Source organism: Xiashengella succiniciproducens, assembly GCF_023674465.1.
GTDB classification, from domain to species: domain Bacteria; phylum Bacteroidota; class Bacteroidia; order Bacteroidales; family Marinilabiliaceae; genus Geofilum; species Geofilum succiniciproducens.
Genome location: NZ_CP098400.1, coordinates 1,460,436 through 1,478,779 on the forward strand (window position 1 = coordinate 1,460,436; position 18,344 = coordinate 1,478,779).

Here is an 18,344-nt window from a genome sequence, read left to right on the forward strand (position 1 = left end):
ACTTGTTTTGTGATGAATACAAAGCTACAATTATTAGTACGACGGGCAAAACTCAAATTTGCCCGCGTACTTTTTCTAAAAAGTTTTTATCGGACAACAGTGATATTTAAAGATAAATTTGGAGATGATATTACTATTCCCGAATTTGAAGTTGTTCAATGGATTGAATCAGGATTGAAACTTCACAAAGAAGGCGATAACTGCAAGTTCTGTCATGGCAAGTTAGATTTTTCAGATGTTAAGTCGAAAATAGCCCAGTACAAAGAAAATAAAAGACATAAGGCAACTGAAAAACTTAAGAAATTCAGAGAGCAGCTTCTAAGCCTTTTAGAGAGTATCAAATCAATTGAGAAAGAATCAAAAACTTATTCTACCAACATTGGTAAAGAGATAGACAAACATTTTACTGCAATTTTCACAAAGAAAAACACTATTGAAGCTTTTATAACCTCGTGTCAATCGAAAATTGATAATATTGAAATTCAAGAATATTTCGACTTTGAACTTTTAGAAAAAACTTTGATAGATATTGAAAAATCAATAACAGCTATTTCTATAACCAAAAACGAACAATTATTGGAGTTAAGAAAAAAACACAATAATCTGACCACCTTAGTAAAGGGTGCAATTGGTTTAGAAATACTTCAATCAGTCACTATAAAAGATAAGCTAAAGGAGGTTAAAGAAAAGGAAGTTGAATTAAAAGAAAAGCGTGAGAACAACAAGAAGAAGCAACAAGAAATTCAAGATTTAAAGCAAGAAAAAAGTCTCACAAAAGATTTTGCTGATTTTGTTTCTCAAATTCTGAATGAGATAAATATATCGCTAAAAGTTACTCTCGATACAGATAACCGCAATTACATTATCAAAAGCACCAATGAAAACGCTACACTAACAATTAAAGATATTAGTGAAGGAGAAAAAAATCTTTTAGCATTGTTGTTTTTCTATTACGAACTTTTTGCTGATAACAAACAACAGCGAATAAAACCAGAAATTGAACTTATCATAGTAGATGACCCAATTTCAAGTATGGATGATTCAAATAAGTTTTACATTTTGGAACTTATGAAAAATCTTTTGGAACTTCCAAATCAACAAGTCTTTGTAATGACCCATTCTTGGGAAGACTTTTGCAACTTGACTTTTGGCAAAAAAGCTTGGGAAGATAAAACAGATAAAAATGGTATTGAAACCAAATCTAAATATGCAACTTTTGAAATAAGAAAAAGTAACGGTAAAAGTGAGATAGTTAAAGCAAAGAATATTGAAAAGCCATATAAATACTTATTCAAAGAAATATATAATTTTTCACAAAAGCATGAAGGTCAGGCAACAACCGAATGCGAAATTTATCATTACCCAAATGTTATAAGAAGAGTTTTCGAAGAATGGTATAGTTTTAAAATTGGGGAAGAATTGAATTTAACAAGTGCTCAACTTGGTCGTTTAGTAAATGATTTTAAAATTACAGATGATAAAACTAAGACTGAACTTGGTGTTTTATTGAAAGTCTGTAATATATTATCACATTCTATTAATGGCTCTAAAAACCCACAAGAAATTCACCAAGCTTCGAAATGTTTAATGAAATTGATTGAATCAACAGATCCCTTACACTATAACAAAATGAAACAATAATTAATTTGGAATTTATAATATCATATATGGTCAACGCTTCGCAGTCAAGCACATTTGCAGGTCGCACCAGCCAACGCTAAGTCCAAAACCTGCAAAAGAGCTTGCCTACTCCAACGCACGACGGATAGAAAATATGCAGCAAAAATGGAAGAGAAATAACGAGAAAAATGAACAACGAAACGCTAACAAAGTGTATATGCCATAAGGGTTTCAGTGGGTATTCAAGCATTGTAGCCCACTCAAACTTTCGTGTCGGAGGACAGGACACTGCCCTGCAATCCCTTACGGCACATACACTCGACCGTTACCGCCAAGTGTAAAAAAGACAGACGACAGAACTAAACTGTAAGTAAACCATAGTGAAAGGACAGAAAAACGAAATATTGACAAGATCAAAGAGCATACAAACAAGCCGACCCAATGTTTTTTATTTTTTGCTCACCACACATTTTATAAAGCAATTGCCTACCCACATTGCACACATTGCCAAAGCCCCACGAGCCAACGCTACAGCCCAAGCTTTGCCAAAGAGTGCAATCTTGCCGACCCTTTTAGTATCTTTGACCATTTTAATTTAAATTGTATGTTTAGAGTAGTTTGGGACAAAGATATTAATGGAGTTTTGCTTACAACAAACGGAAACGGTGATGCCTTAAATGTTTCACCACGACCAGTTTTCCATGAAGAATTAACCTTGCTTGGTTTTGATAAAAAATTTAATTGGAGATATCAGGCATCAAATGACCCTTTACTATGGGCTTTAGATAGAAGATATTATTATAAAGGGGAATTAGTTGCTGAAGTGAAAGGCGGAAATATATTTGACGACCCGACAATCGAAATCACAAATGCAGGGAAAGATTTAAAACTAAAGCCAATCAACATTCAGAAGGTAGTTGAAAAAAATCAAAAATTACTTTTCTTACTTGAACAGGAAGCCATTGAATTTATTGAACAAACTTATCGCACTTATAGTCTCAAGAAAATAAGAAGCAAAGCAAAAGCAAATGAAGAAGTTGATTGGGCATTGCTTGCTGAAATGCATGAAAAGAATACAAAAATTAAACATGCTGTTGTTAAGCAAGACTGTGATAGTTTTGATATTATTCCACTTGATTTAGCCAAGGAAAATAACAAAACAGTTTACCTGAACACCAAGATTGACCAATTTATTGCCTCTTTTAGTGGCGGAAAGGATTCTCAGGTTACACTTGATCTTGTAAGCCGCGTTATACCACCTGATGATTTTATGGTGATTTATTCTGATACTGGAATGGAAATTCCTCCTTCAATTGAAATTTATCAACTAACAAAACGAATTTACACCAAACAGTATCCAGAACTGAAATTTCATTTATCAAAAAACCATCAAAATATTATTGATAATTGGAGCGAGTTTGGTGCACCAAGTCGTCTTAATAGATGGTGTTGCACTGTTGCAAAAACTGCCCCTCTTTACAAGTTATTAAAAGATATAAAAGGGAATGGGAAGCAACCTAATGTCCTCGTTTTTGAAGGTGTTAGAGCGGAAGAAAGTAACGCAAGAGAAAAATATGCACGAATTGGTAAAGGGGTAAAGCATAACAATGTAATAAATGCAAGACCAATTTTTGATTGGAGTGCTACTGAAATATATTTGTATCTTTTTAGTAGAAATCTGCCATTTAATGCTGGCTATAGAAATGGTTTATCAAGAGTTGGTTGTACAATATGTCCATTTTCTTCAGAGTGGTCCGAACATATAGTAAAAAAAATGTATCCAGAGAACATTGATAAATTCATTGATATAATATATAGTCAAACGGACACCATAGGGATTGAGAACAAAGAGAAGAAACTTAACTATATAAAAGAAGGTAACTGGAAAAAAAGGGCAGGTGGCAAATTAAATGATTCAAATACTTCAAGGATAGATTTTATTCAGTTTAAGCCTGAATTTAAGGTAATTCTCACTAATCCTAAAGAAAAAATCACTGAATGGTTAAAAGTTTTAGGCTATATAAATTTTAGTTACACAAATGATAGTATTTATGGAGAAATACTAATTGATAAAATACCTGTTATCTTGAATATTACTACCATCATAAATGATGAAAATATAAAACAAATTATTGTATTTAAAAATATAAGTGATAATCCAATATTACTTAGTAAAATTAAAAAAGTTTTATACAAAACAACTTATTGTACTCATTGTGAAGCATGCGAAATAGAATGTCCTACTGGAGCTCTTAAAGTGGAACCAAAAGTTACTATTGATTCCAATAAATGTATTCATTGTGGTAGGTGTTCTGAAATAAATGAAAAGGGCTGTTTATTGGCAAAATCAATAAATATCTCAGAAGGAAACATTAAAAACTCATCAAATATGAAATCATCTGGTATCGACAAGTATTCGACATTTGGTCTACGAGAAAAATGGCTTAGCCAGTATTTTCAGAATATTGAAAATTATTTTGAGACTGGGAATAACGATTTAGGAACAAAAATGATTCCCGCTTTAACACATTGGCTTCGAGATGCCGATTTACTAAATCGAACAGATAAAAACTCAAGCGAAACGGCAATCTTATTAAAAGAATTTTATCAGCATAAAACAAATTTCACTTGGGAAATTATTTGGATAAATCTTGCCTACAATTCAACAATTACCAATTGGTATGTTGGCAATGTTCAATATAATAGGTCATACTCAAAAAACGAACTATTAGCAATGCTTCAAAATGATTATCCAAATTATGGTGCAGGCACACTAAAAAATCCATTAGGCGCATTACTCAATACTTTTGATGAAAGCTCCTTGGGTAGTGTTTTAGAACTTAGTCAATTAAAGAAAAAAGGAAATGCTATTGATACAATTATTAAAAAACCTTATGAAAGTATTGATTCAATAACTGTAGCGTATTCGCTTTATCGTTACGCCAACAGCAAAAACCGCTACAATTTAACCGTTTCCGAATTTTACGCACCCGAACAAAAGCAAGGCATTTACAGGGAGTTTGGAGTATCAAAAGAACGATTCCAAAACATTTTGAGAACGTTGCAAGAAAATAAAAACGGAATTGTAAAAGTTGATTTGGTAATGGGGCTCGATAATATTTCATTACGTGAAGATTTAACCTATACCGAAGTGCTTAAACTTTTACTTGATAAATAATTGCATCATGAAATATTCAGAAATTATTGGATTACAGGAGTATTTTCACCCTGTATTTAATATTGAGAACGAAACGTTTAATTATTGGAAACAATTTATTCCAAACGACCAATTTTATGAGGTTTTACGGAAAACACTTTCTGCAATAGATACAAGTGAACCAAGTCTAAGAAAATCTATCTGGATTCAGGGAACTTTTGGCACAGGAAAAAGTCATGCCGCTTCTGTGATTAAGCATTTGCTGTATGATGATTATGCAGAGGTTGAAAATTATATAGATCAGAATATTGATGATTCAAGTTTAAAATCAAAATTAAAGAACTATCGAAGCAATAATAAATTAATGCCCATAGTATTAAAAGGATTGGGAAGCATTTCAGATAGCAGAACCTTTGCGTTGCAAATTGAGAAAGCTGTAAGAACTTCGCCAGGGTTCAAGGATTTAGGTATTGTAACAACCAGCGATTTCGACAGATTAATTGAAAAGGTAAATAGCCCTCTAATAGACTGGGATTCACTGATAAGAAAGCATGACGAACTTAGCATCTATGTAACAACCAAAACCGACATCTTAAAAAAACTGAATGCATCTGACATTGAATTTTTTCATGTAATTGAAGGCACTTTGAATAAAGAAGGTGTTCATTTTTCACATGCAGATATTACCAACTGGCTTGTTGAAGTCAATAATGAAGTTATAGCTCAAAAGAAAGCAGATGGCATAATTATCATTTGGGATGAGTTTACTTCAGTGATGGATTCTATTAATTCAGGAATAATTAATCAACTACAAAATATTGCCGAATTAAGTGAGAAGAACAACATCTTTTTGTATTTAATCAGCCATAGAACACCCCATCAACATACAATACCAAAAGAGGATTTAACACGAATGAATGACAGGTTTCATATTATACAATACCGTATGGAGCCTATTACCACCTATCATATTATTGCAGCAACCATCAAAAAAATAAATATTGATGAATGGCGCAGGCTGCAAGGTGAAATATTTGAGGGTTCAACACAATGGAACGATTTAATTAATTTACTGACCAATAATCATAGCGCATCGGCAAAATCCAAAATAAAAGACCTTTTTCCTATCCATCCATATTCTGCCTATTTATCAACCTTTATAGCCCGCAATTTAGGTTCGACCAATAGAAGTATATTTGGTTTCTTGTACGATAAGGAATATGGGTTCTTAAATTATTTAGACAAAGAGTTAAACGGAGAACGCCTACTTACAGCAGATTATTTATGGGATTTCTTTGTAAATGCTTTTGAAAATGATCAAGAAGCACGGTTTAATCAAGTGCTTGATAAGTATCGGCTGAATATTCAAAGGGTTCAGGAACATGGAGAACAGTGTACAAAGGTATTTAAAGGAATTTTGCTTCTGAACGTATTATTCAAAGTAATTGAAGTCACAGGCGAAGAAGGAAGTCCGGTTACTCCTTCAACCGAGAACATTACTTCACTTTTTACTGGTTCTGGTTTTGAGAAAGAAATATCTGAAATATTAAACTTTATAGACGAAAAAGGAATCGTTACAAAGACACCAGGGGGTGATTTCTTAATTGAGTTTTCATCTTTACCAATTAGAGAAATAGAACAAGCGAAAGAAAGCGTTAGAAATCAATTTAAAGATATAATCAATGTATTAAAGTATGCTCAAATCGATAAGGACTTAGAGAAGAGTATTTTTAAGGACAATATTTACAGAGAGTCTGAAATTGTATTGTTTTCAACCAACATTGAGAATGAGCATATTTTGCGGAATCGTTTAAACAAAGTCTTTGGAAAACCATTCAGTTTAAAATGTGCCGTTTTTATAGCAAACGGAGACTATGATCATTTAACAACCATTCCCAAAATTAAAGAATTAGCGCAAGATGAAGATTTTCAGGATATAATTTTTGTTATCGTTGAAGAACCATTCTCTGAAAGAAATTACGAAAAGTTTATTGATTATATTGCCAGAAAGCAGGTTAGCGACAATCATAGTTATGACGAACAGTCGGTTAAATATGAAAACTACGCAAAAGAACAAGTCAAAGAGTGGTTTTCGAGAATGAGAAACAGATACATGCAGATTATTTTCAGGGACAAGGATGAAAAGCATCTTTCAACTAAAATTGGAAGTGAAATTAACCGTTCTTATAGTCCAATAATCTTTTCAAAAGGTATAGATAATATTTCTCTACTATACAGGAATGCTAATGTCTGGAAGTTTCAAAATGCAATTAAATCTGCAGAGATTTTTATTTTTGCAGATAACCGCACAGAACTAGAAGAAAAAACATCAAGTGGTCCCACTTCATATCTTAAATTTTTAGTTAAAGATAAGGAGGAAGAATATATTGTTTTTGATAATCTAATGTTAAAGCCAGATGGCGACACGAATCACACGTTAAATATTATTCAAAGCGAGATAGACACAAAATTTTCCAAACTCAAACATAGATCGCTTTTCAATATTGGTGAAGAATTAAAATTCTTAACGGAAGCCCCATATGGACTTTATACCAATATGCCAAATATGGCGCTAATGGGTTTTGTCCTAAGAAAATATATTGGAGAACTTTATGTAGCTGATGTAGGAAGACCAATTGAGAAAGATGAAATGCGGGATTTGATCGGCGACATGTTTAGTTTTTGGCAAGACAACAAAAAACAAAATAAATTAAATGTGCGTTTTGGTTCGAAAGAAGAAAGAGAACTAAAAAATATATTACTTGATCTGTTTGATTTAAAAGACTTTAATAGTATTACTGACACACGTTGGGCAATAGTAAATTACGTAAAAACAATTGCAAAATACCCTATTTGGTCGTTGAAATATTATTCTGAAGGAAAGAACATTGCGATTGCTATTGATGAGTTATTAAAACTGATTTTTAATTCCACAAATGAAATAGATGTAAAGCTGATTTCCGGAGTTTTAGAAAAAATAAAGGAATATCGGTTTGAGTTAAAATTAGCACTTAAACCTGAAAATTTCAGTATCGGGTTCTTGTCATTCTTGCAAAGTGTGGATGAAGGCATTTCTATTACAGAAGCAAACTTTAGGGAGGTTGCAGATTATTTGTTTTCTAACATGCAGGAAGAGATAGGTTTATGGAAGGAAGACAATGTAAAGCTAAAAGTATATCAATGGCATACACATAAAAATCAACCTACATCAAATCCAACTCCACCAAATAATCCAGATACTCCTCAAAATCCGGATACTCCTACGCCCATTCCTACTCCAGAAAGAGAAAAAATCATTTACAAAGTCAGGAACTTCAATCATGGTGAACAAGAACTTAAAAATCGAATTGTGAAAATGGTAGAAGAAAATCCTAATTTTTCTCAATTGATAAGTTTGATTGATAAATATCTTAGTTAAACGCATTCATGAAATTGGTAGATAAAATAAAAGAATTTGAAAATCTCGAAGGATTGATTTCTGAAATCAATTCTGACAAGGTTACACGTGATATACTGTCAAGACGATACCCTGTCAGATTGATTTTTTTGCAAAAATTTGAAACTTTTAGATTGTTAATTGAAAGGTTATCTTCGATTGGAGTCAAAAACTATCATCTTGAAAAAGATTTACCTCATCCAGATGGGTGGATTACAAAGGATACATTAATCAATATAGTGAAAAACTTATCTGAGGATACGGCTGTTGTGCCTTTTTCCGAAATTGTAAGATTTTATTCTAAAGAGGATTTTATTAACTTCTTCAATCAGTTGCTGTTAATTGAAAATGATGAATTATCAAGACGGATTTATTTACCATTAATAGGAGTTGAAGAGAGATTTGAGAAAGAATTTTTTCAGGGTTTTACTAGAAAAGAAGAGTCAGCTCCCTACTGGAAAATATCAAGAGAGAAACCAAATTCAATAAAAGTATTTTTATCATCACAAACTTACTCGAAAAGGATTTCTAATTATGAAACCATTGCAAATACTGAAGAATGGCTAAAGTTTTGGAAGAAAAAAAGCCCCTGTGATGTCGTATGTCATTCGAAACCACTAAACTTATTCTACAAGAACACTTTACCTGACACTATTTTTACTATTGAACAGGTTGATAACCCGAAAAATTTAATTGAAAAAATCTTCAATATTGAAGTTCCGATTCCATTTGATAATCTTGATATATTGTTCTGGGAAAAATTTCTCAGCTTTTTAAACAAAGACTATTCAACATTTAAGGCTTTTGTGAAAAGCTATTTCAAGGTTACTTCATTAACAATTTTTACCTTACTGGAGCATTGGCTAAAGTCAAACGATTTATTTGAGAAATGGCTTTTAAAACACTTTGTATTAACTCAAAGTTGTTTAGAAAAAAAATACATTTTTAAAATTCTTGAGTCACTACCAGATTATTCTGATCACACACTACTTAAAAGTATCTACCAAAGAATATTTAGTCTGGAAATCAATGAGGAATTTATTAATGATCGATTAGAGTTAATTCAACAGTTTTCAAGGCTTAAACCAACTAATCTTTGTGATGAAACCCTTGTTGAATTAAATTCTAATATTCGGTCTATTGCCGATTATAGACGGGCGTTATTGCTCACCACTGGCATGTTCCAATTCGAGAAAGTCTATATTCTTGAATTATTCGCAAAAGGGAAAATTGATAATTTAGGTTTATTGTCCCAACGATTTCCTGAAATTTTATATTACAATTCAGAATGTTCATTTGACAATCTAAAAAATGAAAATGAATGGGTTTTAGAGTATTTAAGTGAGTATAAGAAATCAAAACTGAACGACTCTACAACCAACCGTTTGAATGAAATATTGCTTTTAAAGAATACCAATGACCAATCATTTTACAATTGGTATCATAGTTTTGAATCAATTCACAGCATTATCCATTCAAATAAAGTGGATAAAGTAATATGGATTGATGCCATAGGGATTGAATGGGTGTCTTTTATTGAGAATTATGTTATTAATCAAAAACATGATTTAAATGTAATAAAAAAAATCATTGGAGTTGCCAATCTGCCAACAAGTACAGATCAGAATAAATTTTTGGATACGAAATATGTACAGGACTTTGATTCTTTTATTCACTCAAATCTTTATTCTTATCCAGATATTATTATTAAGGAATTTACTGAAATCAAGCGAATTATTGACACGTACTTAATTCTTGATACAGAGCAAACAATTGCGATTGTTTCTGATCATGGACTAACCGCCTTGTCTAGATATGCAGCATCTAAGAAATATGGGAAAGATGATAGCCACGAGGGACGTTTTATTGAAGTTAAGGATAAGGAGCATATTCCTGATACTGATTACATAATTCATAAATCAGAGATTGACCAGAGAAATTATTTAATTGCATTAAAACACAATTCATTAGGGAAAAAACCAATTAGAGAAGTTCATGGAGGTGTAACTCCTGAAGAAGTGTTGGTCCCATTTATAGTAATTTCTAACAAGAAAGACAGTGCAAAAATAGATTATTCTATTATTATTGAGAAGACAGATATACCTAAAAAAGAACCTCTTATTTCAATTAAAATAACTCCAAAACCATCTACAGCAAATATTGAGATAAAGGGAAAAATAACGAAACTTAATTTTAATGAAACAACTCAAATGTGGGAAGTAAACCTTGATAGATCTTTTTCAGGCAAAATTCCAATTAAGGTAAAAACAGGAAAAAGTGAAAAAGTATTCACAATTAACATAATCTCAGGTATAATAGAGGAGGACTTATTTTGAGCACACTTGACGAAAAAATAAAACAAGCATTTCCTGATGAATCGGTTATTAAGATTCCTCAGAATTACAGCGTTTTTGCTGGTAAGAACCTGCCTTCATTCATTAAGGACTTCTTAATAAAACGCTATACTGACAACTATGGCAATTTAGATCGAAATGGTGTTTTAAAATTCTTGGAAGATCATATTCCCAGTAAGGATAACGACCTTAAGAATCGCTTGCGCACTCACAGGGAAGAAGTAACTGTATTAACAAGATTTATTGTTGAAACAGATTTGAAAAATGATAAATTGCTATTTTCTATTCCTGATTTGGGCATAAAATCAAGTGAAGGTCGAATACCTGATCATGTTGCAAAAAAAAATAAAGAATTAAAAGATGGTGAACTTTGGGGAGTTGTCACCTTAGTATATCAACCACCTGCAGATAAAGAGAAGGGCTTTGTTGAACTCGTTAATTACAAGGCCTTCAAGCCCTATAAAGTAGATTTGGAATATTTCAGAGCAGCACGAAAAGAATTTAGTACAACTGAGTGGATAGACCTATTGATACGATCAATGGAATACAATCCAGATGGCTTTGAATCTTTGTCACAAAAACTGATGTTTCTGAGCAGAATTTTGATATTTATTGAACCTCGACTAAATATGATTGAATTAGCCCCAAAGGGGACGGGGAAATCTTACATTTTTGGTAACCTAAGTAAATATGGTTGGATGATAAGTGGCGGTAAAGTAACTAGGGCAAAGTTATTTTATGATATGACCAAAAAATCAATGGGTGCAATTACATTGTACGATTTTGTTACAATGGATGAAATTCAAACAATTACTTTTTCTGATTCAGCAGAAATTCAAGCAGCCCTTAAAAGTTACCTTGAATTTGGTTATACAACTGTTGCCAATGTTAAATTAGTATCTCAAGCTGGTTTGATTATAATGGGAAACATCTCTCTCTCAAAAGATAAAAAACCTATGCGATTAAAATACTTTTCAGAACTCCCTGAAACATTCAAAGAATCCGCACTTTTAGATCGTTTTCATGGTTTTATTGAAGGATGGAAACTACCACGAATTAGTGAAGATTTAAAAATTAATGGATGGACGCTAAATGTTGAGTATTTTTCAGAAATAATGCATGAACTTCGAGACAAACCTATTTACTCTGCAATTGTTAACGACCTATTGGAAGTTCCTGCAAAAGCCGACACCAGAGATACTACAGCAGTTAAAAGAATAGCTACTGCATATTTGAAACTGCTTTTCCCAAATGTAAATGACACTTCTGAGATCGACAAAGAAGACTTTAAAACCTATTGTTTAATTCCATCAATAGAAAAAAGACAAATAATTAGAAGACAAATTCACCTAATTGATGAGGAATTCTCTGATGAAATGCCAGATATTAAAATTGAAATGAATGAATAATAACCTGCCCGATTTGCAAGCACATTGCCAAAGCCCCACAAGCCAGCACTTTACCCAAAGCTTTGTCAAAGAGCTTGCAAAGCCAACGCACCAAGAGAAATTGTTTTTAAAAAAAATGCTGCCACTAAAAAAATAAAAAACGCTGACACACGAACCGATAGAAAAGAAAGAAAGTAAAATGATAAGGTCTAAAAAACTGAACAAGAACAATGGTTTACAAGACTGGAAGATAGAACACCAGGCGGTAACACGCGGTATAGTTAATTGCCTGTGCAGTGCATATTCGAGCGGTACAGCTCGTATCCAAAGTAGTTGTGACTTGATAGGAAAGTGCTTCGAAATCGGCAACTAACCATACCGCCAAACGTTAGCATTAATGCAAAAAAAAGACACTCAACCAAATAAATTACTTACCATGAAAAAATTTTGCTTTTTAGGATTACTGCTTCTATTTTTCTATCAACTAACATCAGCTCAGTCAGATGATAAGTATAAAGAGACACTAATTAAATTGTTTAGAGTTTCTCATACAGAGCAAACTTATGAAGTTGCTATAAAACAGATGTTTTCAGTGTTTAAACAGCAACAGTCAAATGTACCCACAGAAATATGGAATGATTTAGAAAAAGAAATGAATAAAACTTCAATGGATGATTTAATATCAATGTTGATACCAGTGTATAGCAAACATCTGACAATTGAAGACTTAAATGAATTAATTAAATTTTATGAATCACCAGTTGGACAAAAATATGCAGAGAAGAATCCATTGATTATGCAAGAATCAATGCAAGTTGGCCAACATTGGGGACAAAAAATAGGAATGGAATTTGTAAATAAGCTCAAAGAGAAGGGATATTAAATGCACTAATGCTAACAAGCGGTCATACGCAATGCGGGGTGTTGTGCCTGTTTTATTTGCAGCTCATTTATTAACCTTTGCAGTAACTCGACAAGTTAGCGCTTTGAATCCCGCACTGCGCATACCGCCGAACGTTAGCGGGCATAAAAAAAACGACACTGACACTATAATATTGATAGAAAGAATATGAGAATTAAATGGATAATATTTGTGTTTTTTGGATTACTAGGTACCAAAGGATTTTCTCAGACTGATAAAGAAACAACGAGAAAAACTGATTACCTGACATTTCAAACAGGATTTATAGTCGATGGATATAATTCGCTTGGTGTTCGTACATTTTTTGAATATCAAAGGGACTTAATGAAAAATTGGCAATATGGGATTTCTTATGAACACTCTCGACATTTTGGATTTTTTATGACTGACCAACTTTATGACCTTAATAGTAATTTGAGCCAGTTGAGTATAAATGGATATTACAAATTGAATTTGATAAAAGATAGATTGTTTTGGACTGGAGGACTAGGACTTGGAGCATTGCATGTTAACTGGGATGATAATGATAGTTTTGGAGCGACTATTAATGCTAGTTTGACATTAAACATAAGGGTAACTAAAAGACTTTATTTTGAAAGCTCACCTTTGATTGTGTTAATACCATTTAATCGGATTTATTATTCACCCATGAATATTGACCATTTTGATAATTTTTATGCTTTTACATTTTTCCCATTTGGAATAAAAGTGAAATTATGACAAGAAAAATTTACGACCCGCTAACACGCAATATAGCAAAAAGCGGTGAAGTGCTTAATTGGAACGGCTTTAGCCCGTTCCAACTTCATCTCGGCTTGATAAGGTATCACTCGCAATCCGCTTCATGCCATATTGCCATCCGTTGTGTGCAAAACTAACTCAAACTCAAACACTAACTGAAATATGAAAAGATTAATAGTAATTACACTAACCCAAGTAATTATTGGGCTAATAAGCTGTAGTAGTCAGACAAAAGATTTAGACAATCTTGACAAAGTTTTAGAGAGAATTAGACAAATCGAAACAGCGTCATATTATTCAACTAATTTCTTCTGCTTTTCAGGGGACACAATACCAATAGATGAGAAAACCTTTGAATATTTTAATGAATATACTGTACCGGCAGACACATCTGTTGGAGCTTACTACGTAAAATTTGAATTATCAGACACTACAAAAATGATTTTTGCTTACGATGGAAAGATGAGAGCAAGAATTAATTGGAAAGAAAATAACTTTGAGACTGACGATTTTAGTAAAAATCCATGGCCATATAGAACAGTAATTGCTCCTTTCTTTGCAAAATCCAAAGCCTTGATTGAATATGCTTTAACAACTAAAGATAGCATCAAAATCGATTCTGTTTTTTATAAAAACTCTGTTGCTTACAAAATATCAATTTTTAATGAGGAAGTGGAATTAGTCGGTAGACTTCCAATACATATTTCAGAATTAGGTTCCAACGAAGGTGTTATATCGGAATATATCATATGGATAAATAGAAAAACGAACCTTCCGTATAAATTCCAAAGAACGCTACCTGCAAATACAATGATTGAGGAAATTAGTAATTTGAAAATTAACAATCTCAATAGAAACAATTTTGCTATTTCAAATTATATACCTGTGGATATGCCTACAAGAACAGAAGCAGATAATAAGCCTAAAATAGATTTAATCAACAGTATTGCATTTAACTATCAATTAAATGATTTGGAAAATAAATCCCATTCCCTGAAAGACATTTCAAGTAAAGTGTACATGATTAATTATACGAGTATGTTTTGCGGACCTTGTGGATTGTCTGTGGAATTTTTAAATGATTTGAGCAAAAAATATAGTAAAGAGGATTTTAGTTTTGTCAGTTTGTACAATGAAAATGAGAAAAAAGGATTGCTAAATTACATAAAACAACATGAGATAAAATATGAAATTTTACTCGCTGATAAAACAACATTAGATTCTTATAATTTGCATTTAACGCCTACATTTCTTATTCTGGACAATAATAAGAGAATTAGTAAAATAATCTATGGTTATAAAAAAGGGGAAACTGAGATTGAAATTGAAAATGCAATTAAAACATTATTATAAAGTTCAGCACACAACATCATATATAAAAATATTGGGGGGTTAAGTGGTTACTCGAAAGTTTCTGCCCCGCAGAAACTTTTGTAACGGCAGACAAGTCTGTCTCCCGCAGCCCCAACATTTCATATACGCAACCGTTAACCACAAACATAAAAAACAGCAGCATATGTACAAATTATTGACACATCAATGGAAAGAGAAAATTCGATCTTCATTTTGGCAAAAGAATATTATACTAAATATTGTACTTGGTATTTTAGGATTGTATCTCATATTAAATTTTATTGCAGTTAGCTTTTTTGCAGATAAAATACTGCTTGATGTATTTAAAGATTGTGATGTAATTGAATCATTTACAAGGTTATTATTCTACTATTTCCTAAATTGAGCGATTCGTAATTTCACCTGCCCCCGTCGTCTCACTTGATTTCAAAAAAACGGAAATTTTCTCAGAGGTAGGCTTCTTTCGTGTACTTTTTCAACGAAAATTCAGTTCTGTTTTTCACTCAAACCGAACTTTATCGCATTTTCTATGGGTCTGGACATAAGTCTCCCATTACCACTACGGGTTTACAATCCTGAGGTATGTTGTTCTGCCTTATGCAAACTGAATTTTCGGCGGTGACTGACACCGTTCCCATAACTCTTCAATATTTATCGTTTCATAAATTACTCTGGTGACATTCAGGACAATACTCCTTGCCCTTGAGGTTATCTTGACAGCAAAATCAATAAGCTTTCTTCTGAATGTATTAGGATATACGGTTACCGGAATAACCTCTGCGGTAACATCTTGTTTGTATGCTTCGAAAATAAAGTGTGTAACTACCAGCATAAAATAATAGGCTCTGTTCATTCCAAAGGATTTAAAAGGAAGTTGTTCTCTGGTAGCAAGCTCTTTAATGCTACGATGTATCAACTCGTCGGCTCCTCTTTGGTGTGATTTTCGTATGATGGTATCAGCTTTAAACCACTCATCTCCACCGGATGCCCGAAGCCTTTTGTCAGCGACAGGACAGTTCCCGATATTGGTATAGATGACGCTGTCAGGCTTACCAAATTCCATTACGTACTGCCCGGTATCATCCCGGTGCAATCTGGTAAAAAAGCAACGACGAAACTTGGACCAGGATTTCAACTTGCTGGCAAATTCCGCAAATTGCCAGACTGCTTTATTTTTAGTGATTTTGCCCAAAGTGTCAATGGGTAAAGCCTTTACATATTCAGTAACATCATTGTACAATTTTCCTGTTGTAATGTAATGTATATTAAGCTCTTGCTCGAATATCTCGTACGCTTTCTGATCCGCAAACCCACTATCGGCGCACACCACAATAGGGACTTCTTTGGAGTATCTCTTGCGTATCAGATTTACTATAGAGCGTACCCTGTCGGTGTAATCTGATCCATGATTGGAATGAGCACTTCCTTTTCTAAAGGTCACGTCTATCAGAAACGAGCCCCAGCATATATGAAGTGGCTGAAACCCTTTCTTACGCTTGTAAGTGACCTCGCAACCTTCGCGTTTCGCAGCATCGTCATTATCCAAAACCATGGTGTCAATGCCCAGTTCTATAACTTTGGGTTTGGATATGTGAAGCCTCCAGATAAACAGTTCATTAAGTATCTTATTGAATACCGAGTTTGAAATAACGGACAGCTTCCCAAAAAAACGTTTGACCTGGTGAGAAGAGGCCAATTGGTCGGTCTTGCATTCAAGCAAACATGCATATCCTTCATCCTTTTTACTTTGATCAAAACTGCTTATGGCCATATTTGTGCCATCTATAAAAAATGCAACAATCTGTTTTACAAACTGTTGAAGCTGCAAGCCTTTGCTGTTTCCAGTAAGCAGAGAAGAAACATTACGCGATATTAGCCCATATAAGCCAATTTGCTCAGTGTAGCGAAGAAATAAAGGGAGCCCTCCACGACCAGAAATTTTATTGGTTGTAATGCCGATTTTTGTTATCTTCGTACTCATAAAAGATAGTCTTGTGCACCTAAATGGTGAAGTGTTGTTTTTTTATTTTAATACCTCTAAAATACACATTATCAAGGTTATAAGCAAGCTATCTTTTATTTTTTTTTGTATAAATCGCTCAATATAGGTATTTATTATTTGACTTGATTGCGAGGTTTTTCTTTCAACAACTACCAACCATCTCGATTCAACCATATCTTACGCTTCCAATAAAAAAAAACACATTAATACATTATCCAATTATAAAAAGTGTGTTCAGCTTTTTCAATCTATTGGCAATTCTACTTATACTCCCTTTTTTTATCAAGAATATTTATCTAACACAGAGTTTTCAGTTCAGTTTGTTATGGATCGTTACAGTATTATCACTGATTGCTGGAAATAATTTCCTCAATTTTTCCTTAAAGAAATATTTTTCGAGACAAGCTCTAATATCGCTACTATTTCTATCATTTGTTGGACTTTTGATTTATCTCGACATTGCTAAAATCATATCTATATCAGAATATTTTTCAGCAGCTATTTTCTATTTGGTAAATACCACCACTTTTATTTTTGTTCCAGCTTTATTTGCGGTAATATCCTATTATTGGGCCTATACTATATTAAAAAACAACGCTTATATTGAAGATTCTCAAAAATTGACGATAAAAAAAAGTAATGGATTTTCTTTCTTAAATAATTATGGAGAAATAGGTCAACTAATTGGAGTTGAATTGAAAATGATTTTACGAAACAAAAGACCTCGATCACTTTTGTATATAAGTGGATTGTTTGTACTTTATGGTTTCATGTTCTATAAAAACGAGAATTTGGATAATTACATAATATTAAGTTTGTCAGGTCTTTTATTACCTGCAATGTTTTCTACAAACTATGGACAATTCCTATTCTCATGGGAAAGTTCATTTTTTGATAGTTATTTGACAAACAAAATTTCCCATTTCAACTATATAAAGTCGAAACACATATTTTTTTCAATATCAAGTTCAATCGGATTTTTACTTGTTCTGCCATACGCGTTGATTAGTTCAAAAATCGCTTTCATTAATGCCGCTTTCTTATTGTATAATATTGGTATATCGTCAATAATAATGATGTTCTTTTGCACTTTTAATACATCATATATAGATTTAGGTAAAAGTCAATTTATGAACTATCAAGGTACGGGCATAACGCAATTTTTAGTAATTCTACCAATAATAGGAATTCCGCTATTAATCTATTTTCTACATAAAATACTTGGAATTCTTCCCTATTACTATTATTCAATAGCTGTAATAGGATTAATTGGAATAGCATTAAATAAACATATGTTGGAAATGGTTGAAAGCCGTTTTATGAAACGTAGATATAAAATGGCTGTAGGTTTTAGAAAAAAATAAGAAAATT

General features: G+C 32.6%; 12 protein-coding genes. 11 read left to right on the forward strand and 1 reads right to left on the reverse strand.

Features of this window, described 5'->3' with window-relative positions; all coding sequences use genetic code 11:
• Nucleotides 1–12 precede the first annotated feature (12 nt).
• The 10 genes from M9189_RS06160 to M9189_RS12960 all read left to right on the forward strand — a co-directional run bounded on the left by M9189_RS06160 (nt 13) and on the right by M9189_RS12960 (nt 15,356).
• Nucleotides 13–1,641 (forward strand): AAA family ATPase, encoded by a 1,629-nt coding sequence (locus M9189_RS06160; RefSeq protein WP_250725433.1) that lies wholly within the window; start codon nt 13–15, stop codon nt 1,639–1,641.
• Between the two features lie 583 nt (nt 1,642–2,224).
• Nucleotides 2,225–4,798 carry a phosphoadenosine phosphosulfate reductase domain-containing protein gene (locus M9189_RS06165; RefSeq protein WP_250725435.1) on the forward strand — a complete coding sequence of 858 codons (2,574 nt, stop codon included), beginning with the start codon at nt 2,225–2,227 and terminating at the stop codon, nt 4,796–4,798.
• Between the two features lie 7 nt (nt 4,799–4,805).
• Nucleotides 4,806–8,195, forward strand: coding sequence for a hypothetical protein (locus tag M9189_RS06170; protein WP_250725436.1), 3,390 nt, complete (start codon nt 4,806–4,808; stop codon nt 8,193–8,195).
• 8 nt (nt 8,196–8,203) lie between these two features.
• Nucleotides 8,204–10,549 carry a BREX-4 system phosphatase PglZ gene (gene pglZ, locus M9189_RS06175; protein WP_250725438.1) on the forward strand — a complete coding sequence of 782 codons (2,346 nt, stop codon included), beginning with the start codon at nt 8,204–8,206 and terminating at the stop codon, nt 10,547–10,549.
• Nucleotides 10,546–11,976 carry a BREX system Lon protease-like protein BrxL gene (gene brxL / locus M9189_RS06180; RefSeq protein ID WP_250725440.1) on the forward strand — a complete coding sequence of 477 codons (1,431 nt, stop codon included), beginning with the start codon at nt 10,546–10,548 and terminating at the stop codon, nt 11,974–11,976. The genes pglZ and brxL overlap by 4 nt, the downstream gene beginning before the upstream one ends.
• Nucleotides 11,969–12,112 carry a hypothetical protein gene (locus tag M9189_RS06185; RefSeq protein WP_250725442.1) on the forward strand — a complete coding sequence of 48 codons (144 nt, stop codon included), beginning with the start codon at nt 11,969–11,971 and terminating at the stop codon, nt 12,110–12,112. The genes brxL and M9189_RS06185 overlap by 8 nt, the downstream gene beginning before the upstream one ends.
• A gap of 240 nt (nt 12,113–12,352) precedes the next feature.
• On the forward strand, nt 12,353–12,838 hold the full coding sequence (locus M9189_RS06190) for a DUF2059 domain-containing protein (protein WP_250725443.1): 486 nt from the start codon (nt 12,353–12,355) through the stop codon (nt 12,836–12,838).
• A gap of 186 nt (nt 12,839–13,024) precedes the next feature.
• Complete coding sequence (locus M9189_RS06195; RefSeq protein WP_250725445.1) at nt 13,025–13,597, forward strand: hypothetical protein; 573 nt, start codon at nt 13,025–13,027, stop codon at nt 13,595–13,597.
• 183 nt (nt 13,598–13,780) lie between these two features.
• Nucleotides 13,781–14,971, forward strand: coding sequence for a TlpA family protein disulfide reductase (locus M9189_RS06200; RefSeq protein ID WP_250725447.1), 1,191 nt, complete (start codon nt 13,781–13,783; stop codon nt 14,969–14,971).
• A 163-nt stretch (nt 14,972–15,134) separates the two neighbouring features.
• Nucleotides 15,135–15,356 (forward strand): DUF5687 family protein, encoded by a 222-nt coding sequence (locus M9189_RS12960; protein ID WP_419184188.1) that lies wholly within the window; start codon nt 15,135–15,137, stop codon nt 15,354–15,356.
• A gap of 210 nt (nt 15,357–15,566) precedes the next feature.
• On the opposite strand, the gene M9189_RS06205 is transcribed toward M9189_RS12960, so the two are convergent.
• Entirely contained in the window at nt 15,567–16,952 is a 1,386-nt protein-coding gene (locus M9189_RS06205; RefSeq protein WP_250722148.1) for an IS1380 family transposase, read from the reverse strand.
• Between the two features lie 113 nt (nt 16,953–17,065).
• Between M9189_RS06205 and M9189_RS06210 the strand changes: the two genes are divergently transcribed.
• Nucleotides 17,066–18,337 carry a DUF5687 family protein gene (locus M9189_RS06210; RefSeq protein ID WP_256469260.1) on the forward strand — a complete coding sequence of 424 codons (1,272 nt, stop codon included), beginning with the start codon at nt 17,066–17,068 and terminating at the stop codon, nt 18,335–18,337.
• The last annotated feature ends 7 nt before the right edge of the window (nt 18,338–18,344 follow it).